General features: G+C 67.2%; 28 protein-coding genes. 5 read left to right on the forward strand and 23 right to left on the reverse strand.

Annotated features, from left to right (window positions below):
• Positions 1-18: 18 nt before the first annotated feature.
• The 4 genes from pyrH to ABN273_RS44420 all read right to left on the reverse strand — a co-directional run bounded on the left by pyrH (position 19) and on the right by ABN273_RS44420 (position 4590).
• A complete protein-coding gene (gene pyrH, locus ABN273_RS44405) occupies positions 19-717 on the reverse strand; it encodes a UMP kinase (protein ID WP_349455627.1) in 699 nt (232 codons plus the stop codon).
• Between the two features lie 191 nt (positions 718-908).
• Positions 909-1742 (reverse strand): translation elongation factor Ts, encoded by an 834-nt coding sequence (gene tsf, locus ABN273_RS44410; RefSeq protein WP_349455603.1) that lies wholly within the window; start codon positions 1740-1742, stop codon positions 909-911.
• 616 nt (positions 1743-2358) lie between these two features.
• Positions 2359-3264, reverse strand: a complete 906-nt coding sequence (gene rpsB / locus ABN273_RS44415; RefSeq protein WP_349455604.1) for a 30S ribosomal protein S2 — start codon at positions 3262-3264, stop codon at positions 2359-2361.
• A 717-nt stretch (positions 3265-3981) separates the two neighbouring features.
• Entirely contained in the window at positions 3982-4590 is a 609-nt protein-coding gene (locus tag ABN273_RS44420) for a helix-turn-helix domain-containing protein (protein ID WP_349455605.1), read from the reverse strand.
• Positions 4591-4661: 71 nt separating this feature from the next.
• On the opposite strand from ABN273_RS44420, the gene ABN273_RS44425 reads away from it, so the two are divergent.
• Complete coding sequence (locus ABN273_RS44425) at positions 4662-6311, forward strand: MFS transporter (RefSeq protein WP_349455606.1); 1650 nt, start codon at positions 4662-4664, stop codon at positions 6309-6311.
• Between the two features lie 763 nt (positions 6312-7074).
• On the opposite strand, the gene ABN273_RS44430 is transcribed toward ABN273_RS44425, so the two are convergent.
• Positions 7075-7233, reverse strand: a complete 159-nt coding sequence (locus ABN273_RS44430; protein ID WP_349455607.1) for a hypothetical protein — start codon at positions 7231-7233, stop codon at positions 7075-7077.
• A 312-nt stretch (positions 7234-7545) separates the two neighbouring features.
• Here ABN273_RS44430 and ABN273_RS44435 point away from each other — a divergent pair, with 312 nt between their 5' ends.
• The gene (locus tag ABN273_RS44435) at positions 7546-8649 is read left to right on the forward strand and encodes a LysM peptidoglycan-binding domain-containing protein (RefSeq protein ID WP_349455608.1); all 1104 of its coding nucleotides are present in this window, start codon (positions 7546-7548) and stop codon (positions 8647-8649) included.
• A gap of 435 nt (positions 8650-9084) precedes the next feature.
• Here ABN273_RS44435 and cyaB read toward each other — a convergent pair whose 3' ends face one another.
• Positions 9085-9666 carry a class IV adenylate cyclase gene (cyaB, locus tag ABN273_RS44440; protein ID WP_349455609.1) on the reverse strand — a complete coding sequence of 194 codons (582 nt, stop codon included), beginning with the start codon at positions 9664-9666 and terminating at the stop codon, positions 9085-9087.
• A 14-nt stretch (positions 9667-9680) separates the two neighbouring features.
• Entirely contained in the window at positions 9681-9920 is a 240-nt protein-coding gene (locus ABN273_RS44445; protein WP_349455610.1) for a hypothetical protein, read from the reverse strand.
• A 101-nt stretch (positions 9921-10021) separates the two neighbouring features.
• Between ABN273_RS44445 and ABN273_RS44450 the strand changes: the two genes are divergently transcribed.
• Both ABN273_RS44450 and ABN273_RS44455 read left to right on the forward strand, forming a co-directional pair.
• On the forward strand, positions 10022-10360 hold the full coding sequence (locus ABN273_RS44450) for a site-specific integrase (RefSeq protein WP_349455611.1): 339 nt from the start codon (positions 10022-10024) through the stop codon (positions 10358-10360).
• A gap of 209 nt (positions 10361-10569) precedes the next feature.
• Complete coding sequence (locus tag ABN273_RS44455; RefSeq protein ID WP_349455628.1) at positions 10570-11523, forward strand: M23 family metallopeptidase; 954 nt, start codon at positions 10570-10572, stop codon at positions 11521-11523.
• 219 nt (positions 11524-11742) lie between these two features.
• On the opposite strand, the gene ABN273_RS44460 is transcribed toward ABN273_RS44455, so the two are convergent.
• Both ABN273_RS44460 and dprA read right to left on the reverse strand, forming a co-directional pair.
• Positions 11743-12606, reverse strand: a complete 864-nt coding sequence (locus ABN273_RS44460; RefSeq protein ID WP_349455612.1) for a tyrosine recombinase XerC — start codon at positions 12604-12606, stop codon at positions 11743-11745.
• Positions 12607-12920: 314 nt separating this feature from the next.
• Positions 12921-14195 (reverse strand): DNA-processing protein DprA, encoded by a 1275-nt coding sequence (gene dprA, locus ABN273_RS44465; RefSeq protein WP_349455613.1) that lies wholly within the window; start codon positions 14193-14195, stop codon positions 12921-12923.
• 253 nt (positions 14196-14448) lie between these two features.
• Between dprA and ABN273_RS44470 the strand changes: the two genes are divergently transcribed.
• Complete coding sequence (locus tag ABN273_RS44470; RefSeq protein ID WP_349455614.1) at positions 14449-14634, forward strand: hypothetical protein; 186 nt, start codon at positions 14449-14451, stop codon at positions 14632-14634.
• A 285-nt stretch (positions 14635-14919) separates the two neighbouring features.
• On the opposite strand, the gene ABN273_RS44475 is transcribed toward ABN273_RS44470, so the two are convergent.
• From ABN273_RS44475 to ABN273_RS44540, 14 genes are all read right to left on the reverse strand, one after another.
• A complete protein-coding gene (locus ABN273_RS44475) occupies positions 14920-16455 on the reverse strand; it encodes a YifB family Mg chelatase-like AAA ATPase (RefSeq protein WP_349455615.1) in 1536 nt (511 codons plus the stop codon).
• Complete coding sequence (locus ABN273_RS44480; RefSeq protein ID WP_349455616.1) at positions 16456-16815, reverse strand: YraN family protein; 360 nt, start codon at positions 16813-16815, stop codon at positions 16456-16458.
• A 701-nt stretch (positions 16816-17516) separates the two neighbouring features.
• The gene (locus ABN273_RS44485; RefSeq protein ID WP_026215037.1) at positions 17517-17840 is read right to left on the reverse strand and encodes a DUF2469 domain-containing protein; all 324 of its coding nucleotides are present in this window, start codon (positions 17838-17840) and stop codon (positions 17517-17519) included.
• 39 nt (positions 17841-17879) lie between these two features.
• Positions 17880-18548 (reverse strand): ribonuclease HII, encoded by a 669-nt coding sequence (locus ABN273_RS44490; protein WP_349455617.1) that lies wholly within the window; start codon positions 18546-18548, stop codon positions 17880-17882.
• Positions 18549-18600: 52 nt separating this feature from the next.
• Positions 18601-19200: a signal peptidase I gene (gene lepB, locus ABN273_RS44495; RefSeq protein WP_349455618.1), complete on the reverse strand. Its 600-nt coding sequence runs from the start codon at positions 19198-19200 to the stop codon at positions 18601-18603.
• Positions 19200-20060, reverse strand: a complete 861-nt coding sequence (lepB, locus tag ABN273_RS44500) for a signal peptidase I (RefSeq protein WP_349455619.1) — start codon at positions 20058-20060, stop codon at positions 19200-19202. The genes lepB (ABN273_RS44495) and lepB (ABN273_RS44500) overlap by 1 nt, the downstream gene beginning before the upstream one ends.
• A gap of 141 nt (positions 20061-20201) precedes the next feature.
• Entirely contained in the window at positions 20202-20564 is a 363-nt protein-coding gene (rplS, locus tag ABN273_RS44505; RefSeq protein WP_043634900.1) for a 50S ribosomal protein L19, read from the reverse strand.
• 137 nt (positions 20565-20701) lie between these two features.
• The gene (gene trmD, locus ABN273_RS44510; RefSeq protein WP_349455620.1) at positions 20702-21481 is read right to left on the reverse strand and encodes a tRNA (guanosine(37)-N1)-methyltransferase TrmD; all 780 of its coding nucleotides are present in this window, start codon (positions 21479-21481) and stop codon (positions 20702-20704) included.
• On the reverse strand, positions 21481-21981 hold the full coding sequence (gene rimM, locus ABN273_RS44515) for a ribosome maturation factor RimM (protein WP_349455629.1): 501 nt from the start codon (positions 21979-21981) through the stop codon (positions 21481-21483). The genes trmD and rimM overlap by 1 nt, the downstream gene beginning before the upstream one ends.
• A 65-nt stretch (positions 21982-22046) precedes the next feature.
• Entirely contained in the window at positions 22047-22292 is a 246-nt protein-coding gene (locus ABN273_RS44520) for an RNA-binding protein (protein ID WP_043634919.1), read from the reverse strand.
• A gap of 1 nt (position 22293) precedes the next feature.
• Complete coding sequence (rpsP, locus tag ABN273_RS44525; protein WP_349455621.1) at positions 22294-22734, reverse strand: 30S ribosomal protein S16; 441 nt, start codon at positions 22732-22734, stop codon at positions 22294-22296.
• Between the two features lie 605 nt (positions 22735-23339).
• Positions 23340-24905, reverse strand: a complete 1566-nt coding sequence (ffh, locus tag ABN273_RS44530; RefSeq protein WP_349455622.1) for a signal recognition particle protein — start codon at positions 24903-24905, stop codon at positions 23340-23342.
• A 57-nt stretch (positions 24906-24962) separates the two neighbouring features.
• Positions 24963-25523 carry a GTP-binding protein gene (locus ABN273_RS44535; protein WP_132637705.1) on the reverse strand — a complete coding sequence of 187 codons (561 nt, stop codon included), beginning with the start codon at positions 25521-25523 and terminating at the stop codon, positions 24963-24965.
• Between the two features lie 7 nt (positions 25524-25530).
• Positions 25531-25847: DUF742 domain-containing protein (locus tag ABN273_RS44540; RefSeq protein ID WP_349455623.1), on the reverse strand; the 317-nt coding region annotated here is incomplete at its 5' end.

A 25847-nucleotide genomic window follows, 5' to 3' on the forward strand; every position in this document is an offset into this window, starting at 1 on the left:
GGTGTCGGGCTCGCTCCCTCATTTGCCTGTGGGACTCACCAGCGTGCCGATTTTCTCACCGCGTACCGCTCGCAGGATGTTGCCCTCGCCCATGAGGTCGAAGACCACGATCGGCAGGTCGTTGTCCTTGCACAGGCTGATCGCGGTGGCGTCCATGACCGCGAGGTCGCGGAGCAGCACCTCGCCGTAGTCAAGATGGTCGAACCTGACCGCATCCGGATTTTTCCGTGGATCGGAGTCGTAGATCCCGTCCACCTGCGTCCCCTTGAGCAGCGCCTCGGCGCCGATCTCCAGGGCTCGCTGGGACGCCGCGGTGTCGGTGGAGAAGTACGGCGAGCCGAGCCCGGCGCCGAAGATGACCACGCGGCCCTTCTCGAGGTGCCTGATCGCGCGGCGCGGCAGGAACGGCTCGGCTACTTGCTGCATGGTGATGGCGGTCTGCACGCGTGTCTCGACGCCCCGCCGTTCGAGGAAGTCCTGGAGGGCGAGGCAGTTGATGACCGTGCCGAGCATGCCCATGTAGTCGGCCCTGGCCCGGTCGATGCCTCCCTGCGACAGAGTGGCGCCGCGGAACATGTTGCCGCCGCCGACCACTACCGCGACCTGCACGCCCTCCTTGACCGCCTCGGTGATCGAATCAGCCAGGTGATCGACGACCACCGGATCGATGCCCAGCGGCTCGCTCCCGGCGAACGCCTCTCCTGACAGCTTCAGCATCACCCGCTTCCACCTCAGTGGACTTTGCGGGTTTTGAGATGAGGAAGCCGCCGTCCGTGTGGATTCGTGGGCTGGCTCCCGGTGGTCCTGCACGGCGGCGGCCTCCTTCGTTCGGTGGGGCGGTGGGGCTTGTGGCTCTGTCTCTTGCCTCAGCTGCTGGGCCTGTGCCTAGCTGGTGGGCTTGACTAAGCCTAAGCCTGACCGACCTTGAAGCGGACAAAGGCCTGGACCTCGACGCCGTTCTCCTCGGCGTACTTGCCCACGCTCTTCTTGTTGTCCTTGACAAAGGCCTGCTGGAGGAGCGTGAAGTCCTTGTACCAGCCGTTCACGCGGCCCTCGACGATCTTGCCGATGGCGGCCTCGGGCTTGCCCTCCTCGCGGGTCATCTCCTCGAAGAGCTTGCGCTCCTTCTCGACGACCTCGGCGGGAACGGCGGCAGACTTGAGGTACTGCGGGGCCATCGCGGCGGCGTGCTGCGCGATGTCCTTGGCGACCTCGGCGTTCGGCTTGTCGAGCTGGACCAGCACGCCGACCGTCGGGGGCAGCGCCGGGTCGGTCTTGTGCATGTAGGAGCCGATGTAGCCGCCCTCGAGCACCGCGAACCGGCGGATCTCGATCTTCTCGCCGAGCGCGGCGTTGGCGGTGTCGAGGTGCTCCTTGACGCTCTTGCCGTCGAAGGACGACTCGAGCAGCGTCGCCACGTCGGCGGGCTTGGTCTCGAGGATGTGCGCGACGACCTGGCCGGCAAGCTCCTGGAAGCGCTCGCCCTTGGCCACGAAGTCGGTCTCGCAGTTGAGCTCGAGCAGCGCGGCGGCGGAGTCACCGTCCTGCTTGAGCGCGACGAGGCCGTTGGAGGCGGTACGGGCCTCGCGCTTGCCCACGTCCTTGGCGCCCTTGAGGCGCAGCAGCTCGATCGCGCGGTCGAAGTCGCCCTCAGACTCTTCAAGCGCCTTCTTGCAGTCCATCATGCCGGCAGCGGTGATCTCGCGAAGCCGCTTGACATCGGCCATGTTCACGGAAGCCATTGCTTTTCCTTGTGGGATTTCGTCGTCGTCGTGGATCGGGTGGGCGCCGATGTCCCGTCGCCCACCCTGGTTCTGGTACGGCAGGCGCTTGCCGTACGGAAGCCTTTGTCTTGCGTCAGCCTTTGTCTTGCTTCTGGGCCCCGGCTCGCCTGGCATACTGCCCAGCCTCGCCCTGGCATACCATCCCGGACCGATAGCGCCTAGCACCGACGCCACCCGCCCGGCCCGCTACACCCGGCCCAACCCAGCAGCCCAACCCCGGACCACCGCGCCCAACCCGAGCCCAGTCGCCCGACCCGGCTGCGCGGCCCGGCTCGCGTCTGTCTTGAACCTGGCCCGACTCGTGGTGCCAGCCTGACCCAGCCTGGCTCACCGACCTGGCACGGCTCGCGGCCCCAGCCTAACCCGGCGCCCAGGGTGGCTCGACGCCCCTGGCCCAGCTCGAACTCCAAGCCGAGTCCAGCGACACCGGTCCGGCTCGGCACTCCGGCCCGACCGTTCGTCGATCTTGCCGTGCCGTGCCGGGGAGGGAGGCCCGCGCCCTACCTGGTGAAGTACTCACTCACCTGGCCGGCACGGGCCCGTACCTGCATGCCTGGGACCGAAGCCCTCGGCGTCAGGCCTGCTGCTCGGCGTCGCCCTCGGCAGTGGCGGCCTCAGGAGCAGCGGCGGCCTCAGGAGCAGCCTCAGCCGGGGCCTCAGCCGCGGGAGCGGGCGCTTCCGCCTCGGCGGCGGCCTGGGCCTCGCCGGTGCCCTGCTCGATCAGCTCGCGCTCCCACTCGGCCAGCGGCTCGGCGGCGGCCGGCTTCTCGTCACCGCGGGCGGCACCGGAGCGGGCCATCAGACCGGCCGCGACACCGTCGGCGACGACCCTGGTCAGCAGGCCGACGGCGCGGATGGCGTCGTCGTTGCCCGGAATCGGGTAGTCGACCTCGTCGGGGTCGCAGTTGGTGTCGAGGATCGCGACGACAGGGATGCCAAGCTTCTTGGCCTCGCTGATCGCGATGTGCTCCTTCTTGGTGTCGACGACCCACACCGCGCTGGGCACGCGGCCCATGTCACGGATGCCGCCCAGCGTGCGCTCGAGCTTGTCCTTCTCGCGGCGGCGCATGAGGAGCTCCTTCTTGGTGAGCCCCGAGCCCGCGACGTTGTCGAAGTCGAGCTCCTCGAGCTCCTTCAGCCGCTGGAGCCTCTTGTGCACGGTGGAGAAGTTGGTGAGCATGCCGCCCAGCCAGCGCTGGTTGACGTACGGCATGCCGACCCGGGCGGCCTGCTCGGAGATGGCCTCCTGAGCCTGCTTCTTGGTGCCGATGAACAGAATGGTGCCGCCGTGGGCGACCGTCTCCTTGACGAAGTCGTAGGCGCGGTCGATGTACGAGAGCGACTTCTGCAGGTCGATGATGTAGATGCCGTTGCGCTCGGTGAAGATGAACCGCTTCATCTTCGGGTTCCAGCGCCGGGTCTGGTGACCGAAGTGAACGCCGCTCTCGAGCAGCTGTCGCATGGTGACGACGGGGGCCATGTGCTGGTCCTCCAGGTCTTGGCGCCCTGCGGATGGGCGCGGTTCTCGGTTGTGCCGCGACAGCGCGTAGTCTGCCGCCCTGATGCCCCGAAACCTCGCCAGCCGGGCCTTAGCCCGGACCGATGGCGCGGTCCGCAATGAGGCATGCGAAGTCGGCCTGTGGTCATAGGCCACCGAAAAGTCTACCTCCCACGCCAGCCCAGCCTGACCGTCAGCCGTCAAACAGACATCTCTCACCGTTCCTGAGGGCTGAGCATGAGTTGCGCATGCTCGGCCGAACGCTCCGAACGGTGTTGAGCGTTCTGGTCGCCCGCGTTCGTGTCGCGTCCGGTGCCGGCAGATCGTGTCCGTGGTCCGGGGATGCGGGGGCGGGGTCCCGCACACCCGCGGGTTTCCGCTGCGGCCTGGACGGTCCGATGCCTCTGCTCATCGCTCTGGCGGGCAGGGGGCGGTGCCGTTCGACGCCGCGCTCTGGCCCCGGGCGAACACCTCGCCTCCGCCACAGCACCACCCCTCACCACACCGAGTCGGCGAACCACTCAGGATCCCAATCCGACGCCCTTCCCCGCCTACCGACCACGCCGCCTCCCGGCCCGGCATCAGACCGCGCGTACAGCGACAGCCGCGTACCACGGAAGGATCCGGACCAGCAGCCTGGGACGCGTACCCCTCGAACCTTCACGCCGGCAGCAGACGCCGCAGTCCATCCACTTCCGCTCAGCGTGCCGCGTCGTGATCCTCGGTAGGCAACCCCTGCGCCGGCCTCTTCGCCACTGGGAAGAGGTTGACCTGCACTTCGGCGACCCTGGCCCCGCTCGGCGCCGCCTTCTCGTCACGCTTGGCGGCGATGTACGGCTCGATCAGCTTCTCGATCGACTCGTTGAGCCGGGCCAGCTCTTCCGCGTCGGCCCTGATCCGCATACGGCTGAACCGGGTGACATCCCGCCACTCAGCCGACTCCCTTTCGACCTCGGCCAGCGCACGATCCGCCGCTTCGTTGGCCTCCCGGCGGAACGCCAGCATCAACGACACCTTGGCATCCCGCACATCCGGCTGATCGCCGGGCAGGACTCCGATGGTGATCGGCGCGTCCACGGTCTTCCACAGCCGCTCCCTGCCGTCGCCCCGCGGCGGCGCGTCCTCAACGAACCCGTACTTGGCAAGCATGCGCAGGTGGTAGCTGGCGGCACTGGGCGTGATCCCCGCGATCTCCGCCACTTCGGTGGCGGTGGCGCTCCCCTCGACCCCCAGCCGGCTGAGGATCATCAAGCGCGCCGGATGGGCCAGCGCCCGCATTGCCTTGGGATCACTGAGCCCCTCACTCATGCGGCCAAGGGTACCCCGACCGAAGTCCTGAAGCATTGCTTTCATAACTATGAAGGGATATCTTCACAGTTATGAAGCGTTCCCTTCACATCTCTCGTGACCATGGCCCCGTCCGCAACCTCACCGCGCCCCGCAACGCCCCAGAACACGACCTTGAGACGCAGCACCGCCAGCCGAACCACGACATCGAGACACGGCACCACGAACGGAACCACGACATCGAGACACGGGACCATGAACCGAGCCACGCTTCCGAGACACATCGCCGCGACCAGCACGACGATCCCACCACCGACCACAATTGCCCCGAGCGGAACCCGACTGTCCAAGACCACAGGCCCAACCATCACAACCCCGACGTCCACCGCCCCACCACGGACATAGCGGATATAAGCGACACAGGCGCGGCCGAACCACCCCCGCTCAGAAAGCAGCGCGACTACCGGCTCCTCTGGACGACCCGCACCATCTCGGTCACCGGCTCAGAGGTGTCCAAGCTGGCCATCCCCCTGACCGCGGTCACCCTGCTGACCGCCTCCCCCTCCCAGATGGGACTGCTGACGGCCACCGCGTCGGTGCCCGCCCTGCTGTTCGGTCTCCAGTCAGGCGCCATCGCGGACAGGCTCACCCGGCACCGCCCCGTGATGATCGCCTGCGAGCTCGTATCGGGCGCAGCCGCCGTCACAGTCCCCGTAGCCTGGCTCCTCGACCTCCTCAACGTTGCCTGGTTGATCGCCGTAGCCCTGGTGATCGGCTCGGCCGGAGTGCTCTTCAAAGCAGCGAACTTCCCTTATGTCGCAGCAGTCGTCGCGCCTTCCCAGCGAACTGAGGCGATGGCCGGCTTCCATGCCTCCTACTCGGTGGCCTCGGTCAGCGGCCCCAGTCTGGCGGGGCTCTTGGTGCAGTTCCTCGCCGCCCCGCTGGCCGTGCTCGCTGAGGCGCTGTCCTTCCTGACCTCGGCCCTCTTACTCCGCGCCATCCGGACCCCGGAGCAGAATCAGCCGGCAACCTCCCGAGGCATGTGGCGCGACGTCATAGAAGGCCTGCGAACCAGCGTCACCCACCCCGTGCTCCGTGCCCTCCTGGGAGCGGGCGTCACGATCAACTTCTTCGCGATGGCGTACACAGCTGTCTACATGCTCTACATGGTCAACACGCTGAACATCCCCAAGGCCCTGATAGGCGTCCTCATCGCCTTGAGCGGCATCGGCGGCCTGCTGGGCGCCTGGGCAACGGCCCGCCTGTCCAAGCGTTACGGCGAGAACCGCATCCTGCTCGTCTCGGTGCTCTTCTTCCCCATCGAAATCCTCGCGGTAGGCCTGCTGACCGGCCCTCTGTGGTGGAAACTCGCGCTACTCGCACTGACCGGAACGGTCATAGGCGCCATCGTCGTCGCCTTCGCCACCTGTATGGGCGCCATCACCCTCCGCGAAACCTCCCCAGAGCTCCGTGGCCGAGTGAACGCCACCATGACCTTCGCCGTGCAGGGCGTTCTGGCCCTCGGCGGCATAGCCGGAGGCGTTCTCGCCGAGTTCCTGGGCCTACGCCCGGTGATCCTCATCTGCGCGGCAGGCATAGCACTGAGCACGATCTGGATCTGGACGTCTCCCCTACGCCCGCGCCGTCCACGATCCGCGCCCACCGCCACGCCAGGCACCAACCCGACCTTGTCTCAAGAAATAGACTTCTGGATCACTTCCAGGCGCCGTTCCATCCCCTGACCGCATCAGCCGCCAACCTCAGCCGCTTGCGCACCCGGCCAAGGTCACTCTCACAGCCGCCACCGACCCGTACGACACCGCCTCCGGCAGCCCCGTCATCGCAGCTCTCCGCCAGGCCCAAGCCATCATCCAGCCACTTTATCCACAGGCGATCAGCCACGCCTCACTCCATCCACAGAAGAACATAGGTCGCCTGTGGACTCTCGAAAGAGGTCGTTGCGGCCCTGGTCAGGGGGTTGACGACCGTCTGACCTGCGAAAACACGGGAGAGGTGGAATCTGGATGTCCCGCAGAGTCTCACTGAGTCTCAGCGTCGCTGACCGTTCGCGGGCCATACACGGGCCAGGTCACTCGGGGGCGTACGCAGGGATTTTCCCGGCGACAAAGGTCCGCCTTCTAGTCTTCCCGTCTGTCGTCGCCCACCGTTAGGAAGCATGTCATGGGCGACGGCAGGCGGGAAGGCGATCCCGCAGCACCTCCGCCCACTCCGCGCTGATGATCATCGCCATCCCGGAGTCTGAACCCCCGCCGGAGGCGGGTCCTTCTATGTGGAGCTACGGCGAGCCTGGCGGGCCTTCGGCACGCGTAGCGGCGGCCAACCCGAGGGGTTTCCCAAAAAGCTTTTGAGGGGCTTTGGGGGAACTCATCACGCGGCCGGATGCAGGGCGACCGTAGGTGCTGGAGATCATGACGCCCGAGCTAAGTGGTGCTGGCTGGAAGTTCTTCGGGGGTTGACTTCTGGCTGGTGGGATGCGGTTGGTGATCAGAGGTCAGCGTTGGCGATGTGCAAGTCACCGGCGAGGTCGAAAACGTCCTCGACCTCGCCGGTGAACCAGATCGGGTCCTCGTCCGTCCCGTTGCTGGCGACGTAGATCGCCGAGCCCCACCTATGAGCCGATCCGCCGTAGCACAGGCGGAGCAAGGGCAGCCGCTCACCGTCGCCCAGTTCGCCGTCGACGTAGGCGAACTGGCCACGGAAGCGGACATTCGCCCCCGGTCAGTTGTGGCCAGCTCTGCTCGGCATGAGTTACCGGTGGCCAGGCTCATCCGTGAGGCGGGTATCCGCGGGCGGAACGCCGCACCTGCCCGCACGCGGGCCGCACGCGGGCCGCGGGTGCCGGCCGCGCCCATTGCACGGCTCCTGCTGCGCGCCGCCACCGAGATTGTGCGGCTGCGCCGGACCGGAATAAACTCGCCATCGGCGAAAGTGATTATCGATTTCAGGAGTCGGCCAGTGGGCGGTGGAGGCAACGTCAGGGTCGAGGCGTGGCCGAATGAGGCGAGCACGCTGGAGGGCATCGCCAGGCAGATGTACGGCGACACCGCGCAGTGGACGCGGATCTACGAGGCCAACCGGGACGCGATCCACCATCCGGATCGGCTCCGGACCGGGCAGGTGCTCCGCGTCCCGGCGTATTTGCCACCGGGCGACCGGCGCGCGAGCGCGGTCACGCTCGACCCACCCGGTAAAGACGAGTGGAAGCATTGGAGCGCTGAACCGCGCCTGCCCAGGGAGTGGCCCGGCCTGGATGAGGACCGAGCGGACGGCTTTGAGGTACGGCACGCCGACCTGCGCGCCGCCGGGCGGCGGCTTGCCTCTATCGGCAAGCAGATCTCAGAGGTAGAGTTCCCCACGCTCGGCGAGGCCCCCCTCGGGTGGAACGAGGTGGCGTCGTTCATGACGCGGGTGAGCGAACTGCGGTCAGCGGTGCGGACGTTCCTGAGCGACACGCGTGCGGAGATCATGGTGGCCGCGGCCCTGATAGGCGCGGCCGAGAACCGGTACGCCGGCCTCGAACCTGACGAAAGGGTGCCGAACCTCAAGGTGAGTAGCGTCTACCCGCGGGGGTCGAGAGAGCCCGGCCCGCCGCGCCCCCCAACGTACGTCGATGCCATGGAGAGCAACGAGATCGGCGAAATGATGATGCGTGCGGCGCCGGAAGCGCTGAACCTTCCCGATGTCGTCGCCGCCGCGAACCGGTCCGCCGACGATCTGGCCGCACTGACCTACGCCCTGTTCCACCAGGCCAGGGAGATTCGCGAAGCCTGGCGAGGCCCCGCCGCGACGGCAGCGCTGCACGCGCTTCGGCGGATCTACGCCACCCTGCGAGGCCTCGCCCATGTGGACGGCAGCGTGGCCACGGTCACAGCGGAGTTCTCCGGCGTGCTGTCCTACGCCCGGACCCACGCCCTCGACCTGGTCCTCCAGGGCGGCGGCAACCTTCGTCTCCATCCGCACCTGCGCACCGTGAACGAGCGGATCGACACCTTGTATCGCGGCCTTCCCACCAGGGTTCACCTTGCTCTCCCCGGTCTGATCAGCGCAGGGGGCAGTTGAATCACCACCAAGATCGTCACCTGGATCATCGGTAGCGCACTGATCCTCGGGATCGCGCTGACCTGGACGGAGGTGGATCCGGCGCTGCCGCGCAGCGGAGCGGCGCGGGTGGGCGTGGCTGGGGCAGGCGGTGATACCTTGATCAGCTGACTCGGAAGGTACACCCTTCCCGTCAGATCCACAGGTTTCGATCATTGCTCGCGCTAACAGCGGCTCGGCTCACTACTGGGGACTGGCGATCCATGCCCCCAGCAACGGCACGTACCAACCCACCCCCTGGTTCACCGGCACCCCGAAGGAAGCCCTCGATCTGGTCTGCGACCTCCACGTGACCCCTCACGGACTGACCACCTCAGATCCGAAAGTCCACCCCCGAGAAACTTCCAGGCAAGGCCGCTAAGGCACCAAGCTGCGGATGGCGCGGGCAAGTAAGCCTCATGGGTTGGTGAGTCGTTGGTGGTCGCGGTGCTCTGTGACTGCTTCGGTGTAGTCCATGGTCGATAGATCGTCTTCGGTGATCCCGAGGTCGTACATCTGCAATCTCACCGCTTCAAGCGCGGCCGGAAGCTGATCGAGGCTATCAACGATCGTCTCGATCTCCAGGAAAGTACCGTCCAGTTCGGGGACAGTAACCATGGTTGCCAGCATGGCGCGTCCCCTCGCTTGAAACTGCCAATTGATGCAGTGCTTCTCGAATGAGATGTACGGGTTGTAACCAAGACTCCTCAGGATGGTGTCGATCGCCTCCGCGTCGGCGACTTCCGTCTCGTCCTCGGGTTTGGAATGGCTGGCCTCGTCCACCATGGGTGACTTATGGGTCAGCAGAACGTGACGTCCCTCGTTGCTGGTCACCGTGCGGACGCGCAACTCACGGCCGATGGCAGTGAGGGAGCGGTCCGAGCTGTCGTAGTAGGTGTCGCGGTAGATGCTGGTTGCGCTCGTGGCCTGATGATCCAGTGTCTCGCGAACCAGGTCAGGATCGCGGAGTCGGGCCTTCAACTCGGCTTCGATGCGCACAGATGTCCTCACTTTCAGATGATGCGTTGAGCGGTGCGACGAGTTTGCTCGAACAGACGACGAAACCCTCGGTGGAAAGCCCCTTGGGGAGTAGGTGCGATCTTGTAAACGGCGGATTCGTGCCCCTCCCACTTCTGGCCGAATGCTGACACGTACTGGATCTCATCCAAGATGATCAGCCGCCAGACGGGGAAGATGTTGTACCTGTAAACCTCAACGGTGAGCGATGGCGCGATGGTGCCTAGCTCTCTCAAGCGAGCCTCAGCTCCTGCGCCTTCACCTGTTGACCTTCCCTCCAGCCTCCGACGGGCGGCTGTTCTACGACGGCCCCGGCTAGGGCAAGGTTCCCGGTCCGGTGTATCAGTCGGCCTGGCGACGTGCCCACAAAGCCGCGCTGAGCCCCGCTGAGCACGCCTCCGCCGTGGCCAGACGGCCCTATGACCTGCGGCATGCCAACGCCAGCATGTTGATAGCGGCGGGCGTGGACCCTGCCGGGATCGCGCGGCGGCTGGGACACTCCATCCGAACCCTGCTGAGCACCTACGCCCATTGGATCAAGGGTGGCGAAGAGGCGGCGAACGCGAAGATCGAGGCGGCCCTGTCCGGCGAAACGATCAACGGTAGTGGCCTGACCTGCGAAGACGAAAATGACGGGCCACTCACGGGCCAACCGGGTCAACACGGGGCAGCGTAGCCCTAAAACCCCAGGTCAACCCCCTGATTGTGGAAAACGCAACGTCCTCCACAGAATCCCGTTCGCTTCCCCGCCACCCCGGCGCGATCAACCACACTCGCGCCATGAACTCCGTCCGCAAAGCGAGACCGGAAGCCCCGCCCGTCCGCCGTCTCCTCAAGCCGACCAGAAGAGCCCTGAGGGCACTCGCGCTGCTCTTCACCGCCGCGATGATCTTGCTTCCGGCTACCCCGGCAAGGGCCTCTCCGCCCACCTGGCGCTGGCCGTTGGACGGACATCCCCGCATCCTGCGCCGCTTCGCCCCACCGCCGGAGCCATGGCTCGCCGGACACCGCGGCGTCGACCTGGCCGCTCCCACCGCCACCCCGGTCCTGGCGGCGGGCCCGGGCACGGTCCGCTTCGCCGGCCCCGTAGCAGGAAAGGGCGTGGTCACCGTCGAGCACGAGGGCGGCCTGCGCACGACGTACCTCCCTGTCGAAGCGTCGGTACGCCGAGGCCAACCCGTCACCTCAGGGGCCAGACTTGGCGTCATTGAAGCCTCGACTGGCCACTGCCAGGAGTCCTGCCTGCACTGGGGCCTCCGACGCGGCAGCGACTACCTCGATCCCCTCCTGCTCCTAGGCCACGCCCCCATCCGCCTCCTCCCCTACTGGCCCATGAACAACGCCCTCGGGCCCCCAGACGAGGGCACTGTCGGGCAGGTGGCGGCCCGAAACGAGATCACCCACCCCCTCAACCAGCAACAATCCAGATCCCAACCAACTACTCGCCCTCTACAACCGAGGCAACCCATAGCCCTCGGCACCACCCCAGCCTGGCCCGCCCTGACTGCGAGCACTGCACCATCACCCCCTTACGACGGCCCGCCAAAGGAGCAGCCACCATCCCTGACGATCCCGGACTTCACCACGCCGACCGCCTCAAACCGTCGGCCTAAGCCCGCCGCCCCTCAGGCCACGAAACTCGGTTTGCTGACCCGCTCAGCCTCGACTCCCGCGGCACCTGCCATCGGCCTGGGCGCACTGTTCGGGATGGCCCTCCTGATCACAGCCCTACGCCGTCATGGACGTGCTCGGACGACCCAGCACACTCACAGGGGCCAACACCGCAGACGTCGCCACAGGAGAAGACCCCGAAAGCACCGGCACCCGTCATCGCGATGAGAGGAAAGGCCCCATACGACGAGCAGTCCCATCAACGCAGGGCCCAACACCAACACCGATCAGCAACAGCAACAAGCAAGAGCAAGGAGCAACATTCGCATCAACATCAACTCCAAGACGCGGCCCAACGAGGTCGACCAGCATCGAGGAAATTCAACAGAGCCGGCAGGGGGCCGGAAGATCGATCGGGAGCGCACCCGATCACCCCGGTCCCTACCATCAAGCCCTCGGATGCGCCTGCCGATACGCCGCCCTCAGACGCTCAATCGAGACATGCGTGTAAATCTGCGTGGTGTTCAGCGACGCGTGCCCAAGCAACTCCTGGACACTCCGCAGATCCGCACCGCCCTCGAGCAGGTGGGTCGCCGCGCTGTGCCGCAGCCCATGCGGCCCCATGTCCGGGACCCCGTCCACCTGAGCCAACCTCGCATGCACCACACGCCGAACGGTCCCCGCGTCGATCCGCCCGCCCCGTACCCCGAGGAAGAGCGCAGCACCCGACCGAGCCCGCACCCACAACGGCCGACCGTGAATGCACCACCTGTCCACCGCCCGGAGAGCAGGCAACCCAAACGGCACAGATCGTTCCTTACGCCCCTTACCCAACACCTTGATGACGTGCCGATCCCGATCCACATCATCGACATCAAGCGCACACAACTCACTCACTCGCACGCCAGTGGCGTACAGCAGCTCAAGAATTGCCTGGTCCCGCAGTTCCTTGGGCTCCTCCGTCGAGGGGACCTCGAGGACGGCCTGCGCCTGATCCTGATCGAGCACGGAAGGCAACGGCCGTGCCGCCTTGGCACTTCCCAGCAGCAAGCCAGGATCCGCGGCCAGCCAGCCGCGGCGATGGCAGTAAGCCGTAAAGGTACGAACGCACGCAGTCCGCCGCGCCAGAGTAGCCCGTGCCTTCCCTGCGCGGTGCTGCTCCGCCAGCCACTCTCGCAGCACCCGGATGTCCAGCTCCTCGAGCCGCCCATCCATGTGATCAAGCAGCGAGTTCACATCAGTCAGATAAGCACGCACGGTGTGCGATGAAAGGTCCCTTTCAAACCGCAGGTGCCGACCGAACTCCGCCACCACTTCATCCCGACCAACACCCCCATTCATCCCCATACCGGCGTCTCCCCCCGCGCTCGCGCTCCCGCTCACAGCCACCTCGCCACCGCCCGGATAGCCCCATCACTCAAGAACCACCATCTCGTCAGTTACCAATGAGACCTCGCAATCGCCACCGACCGCCACCTCACTAGCCGCGCTCACCGTCAAAGAAGGCACTGGGCGCTACTCCATGACGACCCGAGCGAGTGGTACGGCGCCATCGCCGACGCGCCACGGCGCCGCCGCCAACGCGCCGCCCTGGCCGCCATGGCGTAGCGCCAGGCCGGTCGCCCTCAGGACCTGGCCGGTGGTCTTACGGATTTGACCGGACGCCATCCCATGGAACCCTCGTCGAACGCACTCCTCGAGCGAGCCTGGCGCGGGAAGTCGTCGTCGGGGAACGGGGGTTCTTCGGTTGGGTCGGGCGCTGGCATGGGCGGCGGTTCGAGGACGGCGGAATCTGGGGCTTTGCGGTAGGAGGCCGTTTGCCTGCGCAGGCGCCAGCCGTTCGTTGTCCGTTCTATGTAGCCTGCGGCGGCTAGGCCGCCCAGGGCGCTCAGGGCGGCATCCAGGCTTACGCCTGCGGCGACCGCAATGGACGCTGGGCCGGCGCCGCCTCGGGAAGGGATCGCGTCCAGGACCTTGCGGGTGGTCTCGTTAAGTTTGTCTCTGGGGACCGCCGGGGGTCGGCTCTGAGGTGCCAGGTCGTCGCCCATTACGCCTACGAGGTCGATCATTTCCTCCGGCGAGGTGACGCATACGGCCTTACGTTCGCGCAGGAGCTTGTGGCAGCCCGCTGACACGCCTGACGTGATCGGGCCGGGGACTGCGCCCAGGTGTCTGTTGAGGGACAGGGCGTGGGCGGCTGTGTTGAGGGCCCCGCTGCGCAGGGCTGCTTCCACCACCACCGTGCCTCTCGACAGGGCGGCTATCAGGCGGTTTCTGATCAGGAAACGGGCTCGGGTGGGATGGACACCGGGCGGGCACTCGCTGACCACGACGCCCTGGTCTCTGGCGGCGGCGAACAACGTGTCGTGATCCGCCGGATAGCAGACGTCCACGCCGCAGGCCAGGACGACCACCGTTGGCGAGCCGGCGGCCAGGGCGCCTCTGTGGGCCGCGCCGTCCACGCCGAAAGCGCCTCCAGACACCACGGTCCAGCCTGCTTCGCTCAGACCGACACCGAACTCGGCAGCGATGTGGGTGCCGTACGAAGTGGCGGCTCTGGCTCCCACCACCGCGACGGATTTGAGGCAGGAGAAGCGGAGGTCGGCCGTACCGTGAAGCCACAGGCCCAAGGGACGGCCGGGGCCCAGTTGGTCTAGCTGGGTGGGCCACTCGGGGCTGCCGGGAATGATCAATCTGGCTCCGGACTTCTCTCCGGCTTCTAGATCCGCTGCCGGATCGGCGGCGGCCAAGCGGTCGTGCCAGGCATTCAGGCGGGCAGCCAGGTCGGGTGCACGGTCTTGCTGGACTTCGCGGGCTCGCTGGGCCTCCTGGGCTGTGAACTCGGGCGGCAGGGCGCGTGCGCGAATCGCCTCCACTGCCGCTGGGGCGCCGTACTGCATTACCAGGCGGCCCATGATGGGGTCCCCGACGTCGGCAGCCCTCATAAGAGCGGCTCTGGCCTCAGCCTCGGTCTGGTTCTGGTTCTGGTTCTGGTTCTGGTTCTGGTTCTGGGATTGGGACTGGGATTGGGCTTGCCCTTGGGGTTGGTTTTGGGGTTGGGGTTGGGCTTGGGGTTGGGCTTGGGGTTGGGATTTGGCCTGGTGAGCTTGTGGTTGGGGTTGGGTCCGGACTCGGGTAGCGGAGTCTGAACCTATGCCGCTCGCAGTGGCGGTGGCGGTGTTCGCGCCTATGCCGCTGGCAGCCGCAGCGGCAGCGACGGGGTGTGCCCACATGCTGGTGGCGGTGCTGGTGTCTGTGACGACGGCGGACGTGGTGCGACTGCCGGTTTCGGTGACGGGGGTAGCGGCGCTAGAGGTGACGCCCGAAGCGGCGCTATGAGTGATGGTGCCGGCGGCGGGGATGGGCCTCGTCCAGGTCGGGGTGGCTGCTGGGGAAACGCTCGCAACGGCGCCTTCCGCAAGGGTGCCGCTGTCGCTGTTGTCCGGAGTTGAGGTGGGCAGGGCCGCTGTCGCAGTCGCCCCAGAAACAGCGGCTGGTGGAGGTATGAGGGACGCGTGTGCTTCTGGGGGTGGGGCGGACATGAGGGCTCCTAAAGGGGTGCAGGGCTGGAGGTGGTGGTGAGGGTCGTTTCTGAGGCTCTGCGTGCGGCCATGGGTGTCGGCATCACGAGTGCACTCCGAGCCAGAAGCCGAGGGCGGCGTTGGTTTCGTCCTGCTCCGGAGTGTCTTTGTCGGCCAGGTCGGCGAGGGTCCAGGCGACGCGTACGACCCGGTCCAGGCCGCGGGCGGTAAGGGTGCCCGAGTCCAGGCAGGACGTCATGGGCTTCATGGCCTCGCTGGATGGCCGGTAGTCGGAATGGAGGAGGGACGAGGGGATTTCGGCGTTCGTACGCCAAGGGGTGCCAGCCAGACGTTTGGCGGCTCGTTCGCGGGCCACGAGCACGCGTTCGGCCACCGTCTTGCTCGTCTCCACGAACTGGCGGTCGGCCAGGAGTTCGCGTCTGGACGAGCGGACCACGGTGACCTTCATGTCGATGCGGTCGAGGAGCGGGCCGGAGAGCCTGCCCAGGTAGCGGCGTCGGATCGTGGGGGTGCACTTGCAGGTCTCGCCCTGATCCTCCGTCTGGGCGCAGGGGCAGGGGTTGGCGGCCAGCACCAGCATGAACCTCGCCGGGAACGTGACCGAGCCCGCCGATCTGGAGACCGTCACGCGGCCGGACTCCAGCGGCTGCCGCAGCGAGTCGAGCACGTGGCGAGGGAACTCCGGGGCCTCATCCAGGAAGAGGACGCCCCTGTGGGCAAGGGAGACCGCCCCCGGACGCACGATCGCGCTGCCACCGCCGATGATCGCGGCTGACGTCGCCGTGTGATGCGGGGCGACGAACGGGGGTCTGCTCATCATGGGTGCGTTCGGCGGCAGGACGCCTGCGACCGAGTGGATGGCCGTGACCTCCAGGGCATGGTCGAGCTCCAGGTCAGGCAGGAGGGTGGGCAGACGCTCGGCCAGCATGGTCTTGCCGGTGCCCGGTGGGCCGAGCATCCAGAGGTTGTGGCCGCCTGCCGCGCATACTTCGAGCGCCCGGCGGGCGACCGGCTGGCCCACCACGTCCGCCAGGTCCACTGCCGGGTCGACGGCGGACCTGGGCGGCTCCGCGATCTCCTCGGCCCGGGGCTCCAGCGCCTCTTCTCCCTTGCGCAGCCATTCCACGAGCTGGCGCAAGTGCGCCACTGGAACCACCTTCACGTTGGGCACCAGGCCGGCCTCGGTTGAGTTCGCGGAGGGGACGACGACCGTGACGTCCCCGTGTTTGGCCGCCCCGAGAATGGAGGGCAGCACGCCGCGTACGGGCCGTATGCGGCCGTCGAGACCGAGCTCGCCCAGGAAGAACAGCTCCGCGATGCGTTCGGCGGGGATCACTCCGGCGGCGCTCAGGATGGCCACTGCTACGGCCAGATCGAACTGAGATCCTCGCTTGGGGAGGCTGGCTGGGACGAGGCTGACGATGATGCGTGCGTCGGGCCAGGGATAGTTGCTGTTGACCGTGGCGGACCTGACCCGGTCGCGGGCTTCGCTGAGCGCCGTGTCGGGGAGGCCAATGAGGTGGATGCCTGCCAGGCCGTTGCCCACGTCGGCCTCGACCTCGACGGTGCGGCCCGTGACTCCGATCACGGCCACGCTGCGGGTGCGGGCCACGGCCATCTAGATCGCCCCCCGTACGTGGTTGAGGGCGAAGTCACCGGCGAAGCGCTCGAGGGCGATCACATCCACTCGTACGGCGTCGAACCTGCGCGGCTGAGTGGCCAGCCATCTGGCCGCGAGCATCCGGAGCCGAGCCAGCTTGGCCTGGCTCACCGACTCCAGGGCTGTGCCGTGGGATCTGCCGGATCGGGTTTTGACCTCGACGACGACCAGGTTGGGGCCGTCTTCGGCGATGATGTCGATCTCGCCGTGGCGGCAGCGCCAATTACGGTCGATGATCTTCATCCCCTCGGCCTCCAGGTAGGTCACGGCTACCTGTTCGCCTTGTTTGCCGAGCTCTAGGTCGTGCTTCGCGGCCATGTGCCACCTCCGTCGGTCCGCTCGTGGTCCGGGCACTGACCTTCGCGGATGAGGAACGGTGAAGGAGGGGCCGAATGGCGTTCTGGGGATAAGGGATTGGGTTACCCCTTGGTTGTGGATGGCGCCTCAAGGGGCCCTGGGGACATGCGCCATGTGACGGGGGCGCTGACGGTGCCGGCTCGCGGATGGCGGATATAGCGGAATGTGGCGGACGTAAGGGGCCGTGGTGCTGGCCCTTGCCGGTGTTCAGATGCAGAGGCGGCGTGCAGGGCGCTGGCTCACGCCTGATGTGCGCATCTCTGGCTTTCGGGCGCGGTGTGCGCATAAGGGCATGCGGGGTCCCGCGCGTTGACGGATCGGGCAAGCGGGGTCCCGGCGTTGTTGAGCGCTCGGACACGCCGGGTCGCGGGCATTGAGCGCTCGGGCGCGCGAGTTCCTGGCTCGGGCATGCGGTGCGCGACGCCGGCTCAGGCGCGGCACGTAGGGGCCGCCGCCACGGAACCAGGTGCCGGCGCCGGTGGCGGACCATCACGGCGGCGCTTCCGAGCGGGTGCGCGAGGCCCTGAGCAGCCTGCGAAAGGGCCGGTACCCACCCCCGAGAGCACCGGGCGCGCGCGTGAACGAGCCAGCGCCCGTACGAAGGAAGTAGGAAGAGGGCGCGTGGAGACGTTACCCAGGGCGGGGCCGCCGGGCCCAGGCCGTTACCCCGAGAACCCCTCCTTGGGCATCTCCAGGTCCGCCTTGGCCAGCTCCTCCACGTTCACATCCTTAAACGTGACCACCCGCACGTTCTTCACGAACCGCGCCGGTCGATACATGTCCCACACCCAGGCGTCCTGCATCTTCACGTCGAAGAAGACGTCGCCGTTCTCCGCGGTACGGACGTCGAGATCGACCGAGTTGGTCAGATAGAACCGCCGCTCAGTCTCCACCACGTATGTGAACAAACCGACGACATCTCGGTATTCGCGGTAAAGCTGCAGCTCCATCTCGGTTTCGTACTTTTCGAGATCTTCTGCGCTCATCGCGGTCCTCCTGTCGTACCGGTCCCCCGGTTTGCCTGGTCAGGCAACCCCGGCCCCCATTTCATTTTCACCCATCTCCCTCGCCACCGTGACGAAGGAGTACCGGTGATCAGGACACGGACCGTGCGTTTCCAGCGCCAGCCGATGTCCTGGTGTGACATACCCCTTGTGCTCCGCGAAGCCGTACTGCGGGTAACGCTCGTCGAGCGCGACCATGAGGCGGTCTCGAGTCACCTTGGCCACGATCGACGCGGCGGCCACGCACGCGGCCACCTGATCCCCCTTCCACACGGCCAACGACGGCGCCGGCAGCCCCGGCACCGGGAAGCCGTCCGTCAAGATGTACTCCGGATCACAAGGCAACTGTGCGACAGCTCGCCGCATTCCTGAGACGTTGCATTTGTGAAGGCCTTTAGCGTCGATCTCCCCCGGCGGGATGATCACGATGCCGACGTGCGAGAAACGGACGATCTGGTCGTAGAGGCGTTCGCGCACCGCCGGGGCCAGTAGTTTCGAGTCGCCGAGGCCGTCGATCTGCCTGCGCAGGACCACGGCCGCGACGACGAGCGGCCCCGCGCAGGCGCCGCGGCCGGCCTCGTCCACGCCCGCGATGGGGGTGAGGCCGCGGCGGGCGAGCGCCCGCTCATAGGCGTAGAGCCCGGAATCGCGCCGGACGACGCTCGGTCGAGGGCGGAACGCAACTGTCATGACAGAGGCAGCGTACGCCCCATACGCCGCGAACCGCGACTGGAAGCGACCGCTACTTGACCTTGTCGAAGGTGTCAGGACGGGAGAAGAGATAGCCACGCGACAGCGGCCAGTAACGCACCACGGCCTTGCCGACCACGTCGTTCTCCGAGATGAACCCGCCTCCGGGCTCCTCCATGTGGGCCCGCGAGTCGGCCGAGGCGCTGCGGTGGTCCCCCATCAGCCAGAGCTTCCCTGCAGGCACGGTGACGTTGAACTTATCGCCGGAAGCGTAATCGCCTGGGTACAGGTAGGAGGACTCGTCCAGCGGCGTGCCGTTGACGGTGATGCGCTTCTTGGAGTCGCAGCACACCACCTTGTCGCCGCCGATGCCGATGACCCGCTTGATGGTGTCCTCACCGTTGTTCCAGCCCTTGAACACCACGATGTCGCCCCGGTCGGGCTTGCCCGCGAGCTTGTTGACGAAGACCCGGTCGTTGATCAGCAGGGTGTTCTCCATCGACACGGACGGGATGTAGAACGAGCCGACCACGAACGCCTGCAGCAGCAGCGCGATGCCCACGCCCAGGACCAACAGCAGGACAGTCTCGCGGAAGCCGCCGCCCTTTTTCTTCTCTTTCCCCACGCCCTCCGCCTTCTTGGTGACGGCCATCAACGCCTCCTGTCCCGCCAGCGGCGGCGAACCAGAACCAAGGGTACGGCCAGCCCGAACCCGGCGAGCATCGGCACGGAGCCGCCGAGCGCCTGGAGCGCGGGCTGCGCGAACGTATCGGGAATGTCGATCGAGGACGCCCGGTTGAACGGCCAGACGATCACGAAGGCGCGCCCGACAACCTGACTTACGGGAATGGAGCCCCCACCCGCGTCACCGGTATGGGAGCGGGAGTCGAGCGAGACCGACCGGTGGTCGCCCATCACCCAGAGCCGCCCTTCCGGCACCGTGATGTTGAAGAACCTGTCGGACGGCACGTTGCCCGGATAGAGATAGCTCTCCTCGTCGATGGGCGTGCCGTTGACCGTGATGCGTCCCTTGGAGTCGCAGCACTTGACGTGGTCGCCCCCGACGCCGATGACCCGCTTGATGTAGTCCTTCTCGCCGGGCACGAGCCCGAACGCCGTGCCGACCCACCGGAAGAACCCCGCGACCGGGTTGGACGGCTCCTCCATCTGGAACTCGCCGTCCCAGGAGTCGACGCCGGAGAACACCACCACGTCGCCGCGCTCGATGTCACGGGTGTGGTAGACGAGCTTGTTGACCAGGACCCTGTCGTTTTTGAGCAGGGTGTTTTCCATCGACTCCGACGGAATGTAGAAGGCCTGGACCACAAACGTCTTGATGATCAGGGCCAGCACCAGTGCGACGACGACAAGAACGGGAAGCTCTTTCCAGAACGACCCCTTCTTCTCCTTTTTCCCATCTTTTGCTGGCTTCTGAGTCTCTTCGGCGACCACGTCCACCTCGTCCTCGACAGGGCGGCGCGCCGCGCCGTACTCCTGGCTCTCGCTAGTCATCGCTGACGAGCCTAGATGATGCATCGGCTCGACAAGCCTCGACCGACGTTACACCCACGCACGAGTCGCTCCACATAAAGGAAACGGCCCTGTAAAGCCGAATGGCCCGCGCGAAGGGCGCGGGCCACGGGAAAGACCAGGTTACTTCGCGGCCGTGGTCTCGCGCTTCTCGCGGATGCGGGCGGCCTTGCCGCGCAGGTCACGCATGTAGTAGAGCTTGGCGCGACGCACGTCGCCGCGGGTCACGAGCACGATCTTCTCGATGACCGGGCTGTGCACGGGGAAGGTACGCTCGACGCCGACGCCGTAGCTTACCTTGCGGACCGTGAAGGTCTCGCGGGCGCCGCTGCCCTGCCTGCGCAGAACGAAGCCCTTGAAGACCTGGATACGGGAGCGGTTTCCTTCGACGACTCGTACATGAACCTCGAGCGTGTCACCGGGGCGGAAATCCGGCACGTCGCTGCGCAGGGTCGCCTTCTCGAGCTCCTGGATCTTCGTGTGCATGAGAGCTGTCCTCAAGTCCTCGTGAGCACGCGGAGGTCCACCCGGCCGTGGCTCGCGGCGGACACGCCTGCTGATGCGGTGAGCCCGGGACCGTTTCCCGGGCATGACGGACCAACCGAATGACGGTTGGCAGCGATTCAGTTTGCCATATCTTCCGGCCCGACGCGAAACGACAGCTCATCGAGGAGCTTCCTGTCGTGCTTGTCGAGCGTCTCGGGGTCAAGTGCCGCCGCCAGCTCGGGCCTGTTCAGCACGGTACGGCGCAGCGCCTGATCCCGCCGCCATCTGGCGATTTTTCCGTGATGCCCGGACAGCAGCACATCGGGCACCTCATGCCCCCGCCAGACAGGCGGCTTCGTGTAGACGGGACCTTCCACCAGATTCCTCATGGAACCGGGCGCGAAGGAGTCGTCCACGACCGACTGGGCGTTGCCCAGCACACCGGGCAGCAGCCTGCCGATGGCCTCGACCATGACCAGCACCGCCACCTCGCCGCCGGCCAGCACGTAGTCGCCGATGCTGACCTCGTCCACGCGCAACCGCGAGCCGTACTCGGCGATGACACGCGAGTCGATGCCTTCGTATCGCCCGCACGCGAACAGCAGCCACGGCTCCCCCGCCAGCTCCTGCGCCAGCTCCTGGGTGAACGGCCGCCCGCTCGGCGTCGGCACGATCATCCGCGGCGCGCCGTCCCCGATCACGGAGTCGACGGCCTCGCCCCACACTTCGGGCTTCATGACCATGCCGGGCCCCCCGCCGTAAGGGGTGTCGTCCACGGTCTTGTGCACGTCGTGGGCCCAGTCTCGGAGCTGGTGTACGCGTACGTCGAGCGTGCCGCGCTCGCGGGCCTTGCCGATCAGCGAGACGTCGAGCGGCGCGAAGTACTCGGGAAAGATCGTGATGATGTCGAGCCGCATCACAGCAGGCCCTCTGGCGGATCGACGACCAGCCGGCCGGCCTCCAGGTCGATCTCGGGCACCAGCGCCTTCACGAACGGGATGAGCGCCTCCTCCGCCCCGCTCCTCCGCACCACCAGCAGATCCTGGCCGTGGTGCAGCACGTCGGTGACCTCGCCCACGGGCTCCCCCGAGGCGGTCTCCACCGCCAGGCCGATGAGCTCGTGATCGTGGAACTCGTCGGGGTCGTCCGACGGCGCCACGTCGGCCGAGTCGATGACCAGCATGGTGCCCCGCAGCTCCTCGGCCGCGTCGCGGTCGTCGACGCCCTCGAACGACAGCAGCAGGATGCCCCTGTGCCAGCGGCCGCCCGCGACGACGAGCGGCCCCCTGTCGCGGGGATCCGTCGTGACCGACGTGCCCACGGCGAAGCGCAGCTCGGGATCGTCGGTGAGCACCTCGACGGTCACGTCACCGCGTACCCCGTGTGGACGGCCGATCCGGCCGACGACCAGCTGCAACATGAACTCCTAACGCAAGCGCCCCCACCGGCCGGCAAAGCCGATGAGGGCGCGGAAACCTGACGCTAACGGACTGCTTCGTGCAGGTCGAGCAGATCGACCCGTACGTACTTCCCGTCGGCCAGGGCGTTCACAACGGTGCGCAGCGCCTTGGCGGTGCGCCCGCCGCGTCCGATGACCTTGCCCAGGTCCTCGGGGTGCACCCGGACCTCCAGGACGCGCCCGCTGCGAATGCGGCGTGCGCGGACCCGGACATCGTCTGGATGTTCGACGATGCCCTTAACGAGGTGCTCGAGAGCCTCCTCGAGCACGTCAGGCCTCGCCCTCGGTCTGGGTCTCGGCGGGGGCCTCGGCCTCTTCCTTCTTCTTGGCCTTCTTCGGCGTGGTGGCAGCCGTGCCGGTGTCGCCACCGGACAGCGCCTCCTTGGCCGCGGCCTCGTAGAGGGCGTGACGGTCAGGCGCGGGCTCGGCGACCTTCAGCGGCGCCGGGGCGGGCTCGCCCTTGAACTTCTGCCAGTCACCGGTGAGCTTGAGCAGCTTGAGCACGGGCTCGGTCGGCTGCGCGCCGACACCCAGCCAGTAGGCCGCACGCTCAGCGTTGACCTCGATGCGCGAAGGGTTTTCCTTCGGGTGGTACAGGCCGATCTCCTCGATCGCCCGGCCGTCACGCTTGGTGCGGCTGTCGGCGACGACGATACGGTATTGAGCGTTGCGGATCATGCCGAGCCGCTTGAGCTTGATCTTGACTGCCACGGGTGTGGTCTCTCCTGCATTCGAGCGTGGGTGAACGGCATCTCGCCGAGTGGGGCACGACGGGACGACGCTCCAGGGACAAACGTGTCCGGCGGGACGTGAGAGGGCACCCGCCTGGTCACGGTGTTCCAACATGTCATTGTGCCAGATCGACGGCACTGCCAGCGACGTCCCTCCACGGCGCGCCGCGCCGTCCGCGCCCGAACTCCTCCGGGCGGCGGGCCACCTCCCGTGCGAGGGGCCTGTGCGAACGCGTGCCGTCAACGTGCAACGTACGCGGCGCACCACGCGAACACTGACCCCCACCAGGCGTAACAATCCGCGCGGCACACCACCACGTGAGCACCGGACTGCGGGCATGCCACCGCCCGCTTGGCTGCCGCAGAAGCACCCAACCCAGGCGCGGCCCCTGCGCGAAAAGGCCGTGTGGCGGTGGGCCGCCAGGAAGCAGGCCACCGCGGAGGCGAGCCAGCGCGAAAACGAGCCAGCGCGGAGGTGGGCCAGCGCGGAGGTAAGGCAGCCCCAAGGCGGGCCAGCCTGAAGACGACCCGCCGGAAAGTGGCCCACCGGAAAATGGGCCGCCGGGACATGGGTCCCGGCGGTGGTCAGTTCTGGCCGGGCAGCCGGAGCTTGGAGGGGTCGAAGCCCGGCGGCAGCTCCATGCCCGGCGGCAGCTTGCCGCCCAGATTGCCCAGCACCCCGCCCTTCTTGGGCTCGCCGGCGGCGGGACCGTCGGCGGCGGGACCATCGGCGGCGGCCTTGCCGAGCGCGGCCTTGCGCGGGTCGCCGCTGACGCGCCGCCCCTTCTTGGCCTTCTTCTGAGTCTTGGCAGCCTTGCCACGACCACCCGGCATGCCGGGAATGCCCATGCCGCCCGCCATCCGCTTCATCATCTTCTGCGCGTCGAAGAAACGGGTGACGAGGTTGCTCACGGCGCTGACCGAGACGCCGGAGCCGGCCGCGATGCGGGCGCGGCGCGAGCCGTTGATGATCTTGGGGTCCTGGCGCTCCGCGGGCGTCATCGAGCGGATGATGGCGGCGATGCGGTCAAGGTCGCGGTCGTCGATGGAGTTGAGCTGGTCGCGCATCTGCCCCATGCCGGGCATCATGCCCAGCAGGTTTTTGATCGGCCCCATCTTCTGGACCATCATCATCTGCTCGAGGAAGTCCTCGAGCGTGAAGTTCTCGCCCGACGTGAGCTTGGTCGCCATCTTGGCGGCCTGCTCCTCGTCGAACGTCTTCTGGGCCTGCTCGATCAGGGTGAGGATGTCACCCATGTCGAGGATGCGGGAGGCCATCCGGTCGGGGTGAAAGGCGTCGAAGTCTTCCAGCTTCTCGCCTGTGGAGGCGAACATGATCGGCCGGCCGGTGATGTGGCGGACCGAGAGGGCGGCGCCGCCTCGGGCGTCGCCGTCGAGCTTGGTCAGCACGACCCCGTCGAAACCGACGCCCTCCATGAACGCCTGCGCCGTCGTGACGGCGTCCTGACCGATCATGGCGTCGACCACGAACAGGACCTCGTCGGGCGAGACCGCGTCGCGGATGTCGGCGGCCTGCTTCATCATCTCCTGGTCGATGCCCAGGCGGCCGGCGGTGTCGATGATGACGACGTCGTGCTGCAGGCGCTTGGCCTCGTCGACCGACCTGCGGGCGACCTCGATCGGGTCGCCCACGCCGTTGCCCGGCTCCGGGGCGTAGACCGCGACCTGGGCGCGCTCGCCCACGACCTGCAGCTGCTGGACGGCGTTGGGCCGCTGCAGGTCGGCGGCGACCAGCAGCGGCGCGTGACCCTGCTCGCGCAGCCACTTGGCCAGCTTGCCCGCCAGCGTCGTCTTACCCGAGCCCTGCAGACCCGCGAGCATGATGACGCTCGGCGGCGTCTTGGCGAAGCGGAGCCTGCGGGTCTCGCCGCCGAGGATCGCGATCAGCTCGTCATTGACGATCTTGACGACCTGCTGCGCCGGGTTGAGCGCCTGGGAGACCTCGGCTCCGCGGGCGCGCTCCTTGACCTGGGCGACGAACGCCTTGACCACCGGGAGCGCGACATCGGCCTCCAACAGGGCGATGCGGATCTCGCGGGTAGTGGCGTCGATGTCGGCATCGGACAGCCGGCCTTTGGACCGGAGGGAGGAGAAGACCGATGTCAACCGGTCGGAAAGCGTCTCGAACACGTGGTTGGCCAGTCCTCGAAGCGAATGAACGTCTAAGACTCCAGCCTATCCGCTCCTCTAGCCGCTCCAGCCTGGCACGGCCATGCGGACTGTGAGCGCGTGCTCGACGAGGTTGATCAGCGCCGCCTTGACCGAGTCCTTCGACCTGGCGTCCAGGCGCACCATCGGGATGTGCGGCGCCAGGGTGAGCGCGTCGCGCACCTCGGCGTCGCTATGGGCGTACTGGCCGTCCCAGCCGTTCACCCCCACGATGAACGGCAGCTGGGCCTCCTCGAAGTAGTCGATCGCCGGGAAGCTGTCCGCCAGGCGCCGGGTGTCCACGAGCACGACCGCGCCGATGGCGCCGCGGACCAGGTCGTCCCACATGAACCAGAACCGGTGCTGCCCGGGCGTGCCGAACAGGTAGAGGATCAGGTCGCGGTCGAGTGAGACGCGGCCGAAGTCCATGGCGACGGTCGTGGTCGACTTCAGGGGCGTCATGCCCAGGTCGTCGATGCCCTTGGAGGCGTCGGTCATGACGGCCTCCGTGGTCAACGGCATGATCTCCGACACCGCGCCGACGAACGTCGTCTTGCCCACCCCGAATCCGCCGGCGACGACGATCTTCGTCGAGGTCAAACCGGGGCTAGAGCCTGCGAAGTCCACTGAGCACCCTTTCCAGCAGGTTGACGTCAGGCCTGCCCTCGTCCAGCTGCGGCTGATGCACCCGAACCAGGCCTTCTGCCGCCATATCCGCGATCAGAACACGAACCACACCGAGCGGGATCCGCAACAGCGCCGAGACCTCGGCCACCGACCTGACCTGCAGGCACAGCTGGCTGATCGCCTGGTACTCCGGCGTGATATGCGAGAACTCCCGGTGCTCGGCGGTCGCCGAGGACACCAGGGCCTCCATCGCCAGTTTGACCCGCGGCGCCGTCCGTCCACCTGTCACCGCGTACG

It is taken from the genome of Nonomuraea sp. B19D2 (genome assembly GCF_040137845.1).
In the GTDB taxonomy this organism is placed as follows: domain Bacteria; phylum Actinomycetota; class Actinomycetes; order Streptosporangiales; family Streptosporangiaceae; genus Nonomuraea.

Bases quoted from the DNA above. Each gene is read 5' to 3' on its own strand.
- pyrH (WP_349455627.1), bottom strand. From the start codon at position 717: ATGCTGAAGCTGTCAGGAGAGGCGTTCGCCGGGAGCGAGCCGCTGGGC.
- tsf (WP_349455603.1), bottom strand. From the start codon at position 1,742: ATGGCTTCCGTGAACATGGCCGATGTCAAGCGGCTTCGCGAGATCACC.
- rpsB (WP_349455604.1), bottom strand. From the start codon at position 3,264: ATGGCCCCCGTCGTCACCATGCGACAGCTGCTCGAGAGCGGCGTTCAC.
- ABN273_RS44420 (WP_349455605.1), bottom strand. From the start codon at position 4,590: ATGAGTGAGGGGCTCAGTGATCCCAAGGCAATGCGGGCGCTGGCCCAT.
- ABN273_RS44425 (WP_349455606.1), top strand. From the start codon at position 4,662: ATGAAGCGTTCCCTTCACATCTCTCGTGACCATGGCCCCGTCCGCAAC.
- ABN273_RS44455 (WP_349455628.1), top strand. From the start codon at position 10,570: ATGATCTTGCTTCCGGCTACCCCGGCAAGGGCCTCTCCGCCCACCTGG.
- dprA (WP_349455613.1), bottom strand. From the start codon at position 14,195: ATGCAGTACGGCGCCCCAGCGGCAGTGGAGGCGATTCGCGCACGCGCC.
- ABN273_RS44470 (WP_349455614.1), top strand. From the start codon at position 14,449: ATGCCGCTCGCAGTGGCGGTGGCGGTGTTCGCGCCTATGCCGCTGGCA.
- ABN273_RS44475 (WP_349455615.1), bottom strand. From the start codon at position 16,455: ATGGCCGTGGCCCGCACCCGCAGCGTGGCCGTGATCGGAGTCACGGGC.
- ABN273_RS44480 (WP_349455616.1), bottom strand. From the start codon at position 16,815: ATGGCCGCGAAGCACGACCTAGAGCTCGGCAAACAAGGCGAACAGGTA.
- ABN273_RS44485 (WP_026215037.1), bottom strand. From the start codon at position 17,840: ATGAGCGCAGAAGATCTCGAAAAGTACGAAACCGAGATGGAGCTGCAG.
- ABN273_RS44490 (WP_349455617.1), bottom strand. From the start codon at position 18,548: ATGACAGTTGCGTTCCGCCCTCGACCGAGCGTCGTCCGGCGCGATTCC.
- lepB (WP_349455618.1), bottom strand. From the start codon at position 19,200: ATGGCCGTCACCAAGAAGGCGGAGGGCGTGGGGAAAGAGAAGAAAAAG.
- lepB (WP_349455619.1), bottom strand. From the start codon at position 20,060: ATGACTAGCGAGAGCCAGGAGTACGGCGCGGCGCGCCGCCCTGTCGAG.
- rplS (WP_043634900.1), bottom strand. From the start codon at position 20,564: ATGCACACGAAGATCCAGGAGCTCGAGAAGGCGACCCTGCGCAGCGAC.
- trmD (WP_349455620.1), bottom strand. From the start codon at position 21,481: ATGCGGCTCGACATCATCACGATCTTTCCCGAGTACTTCGCGCCGCTC.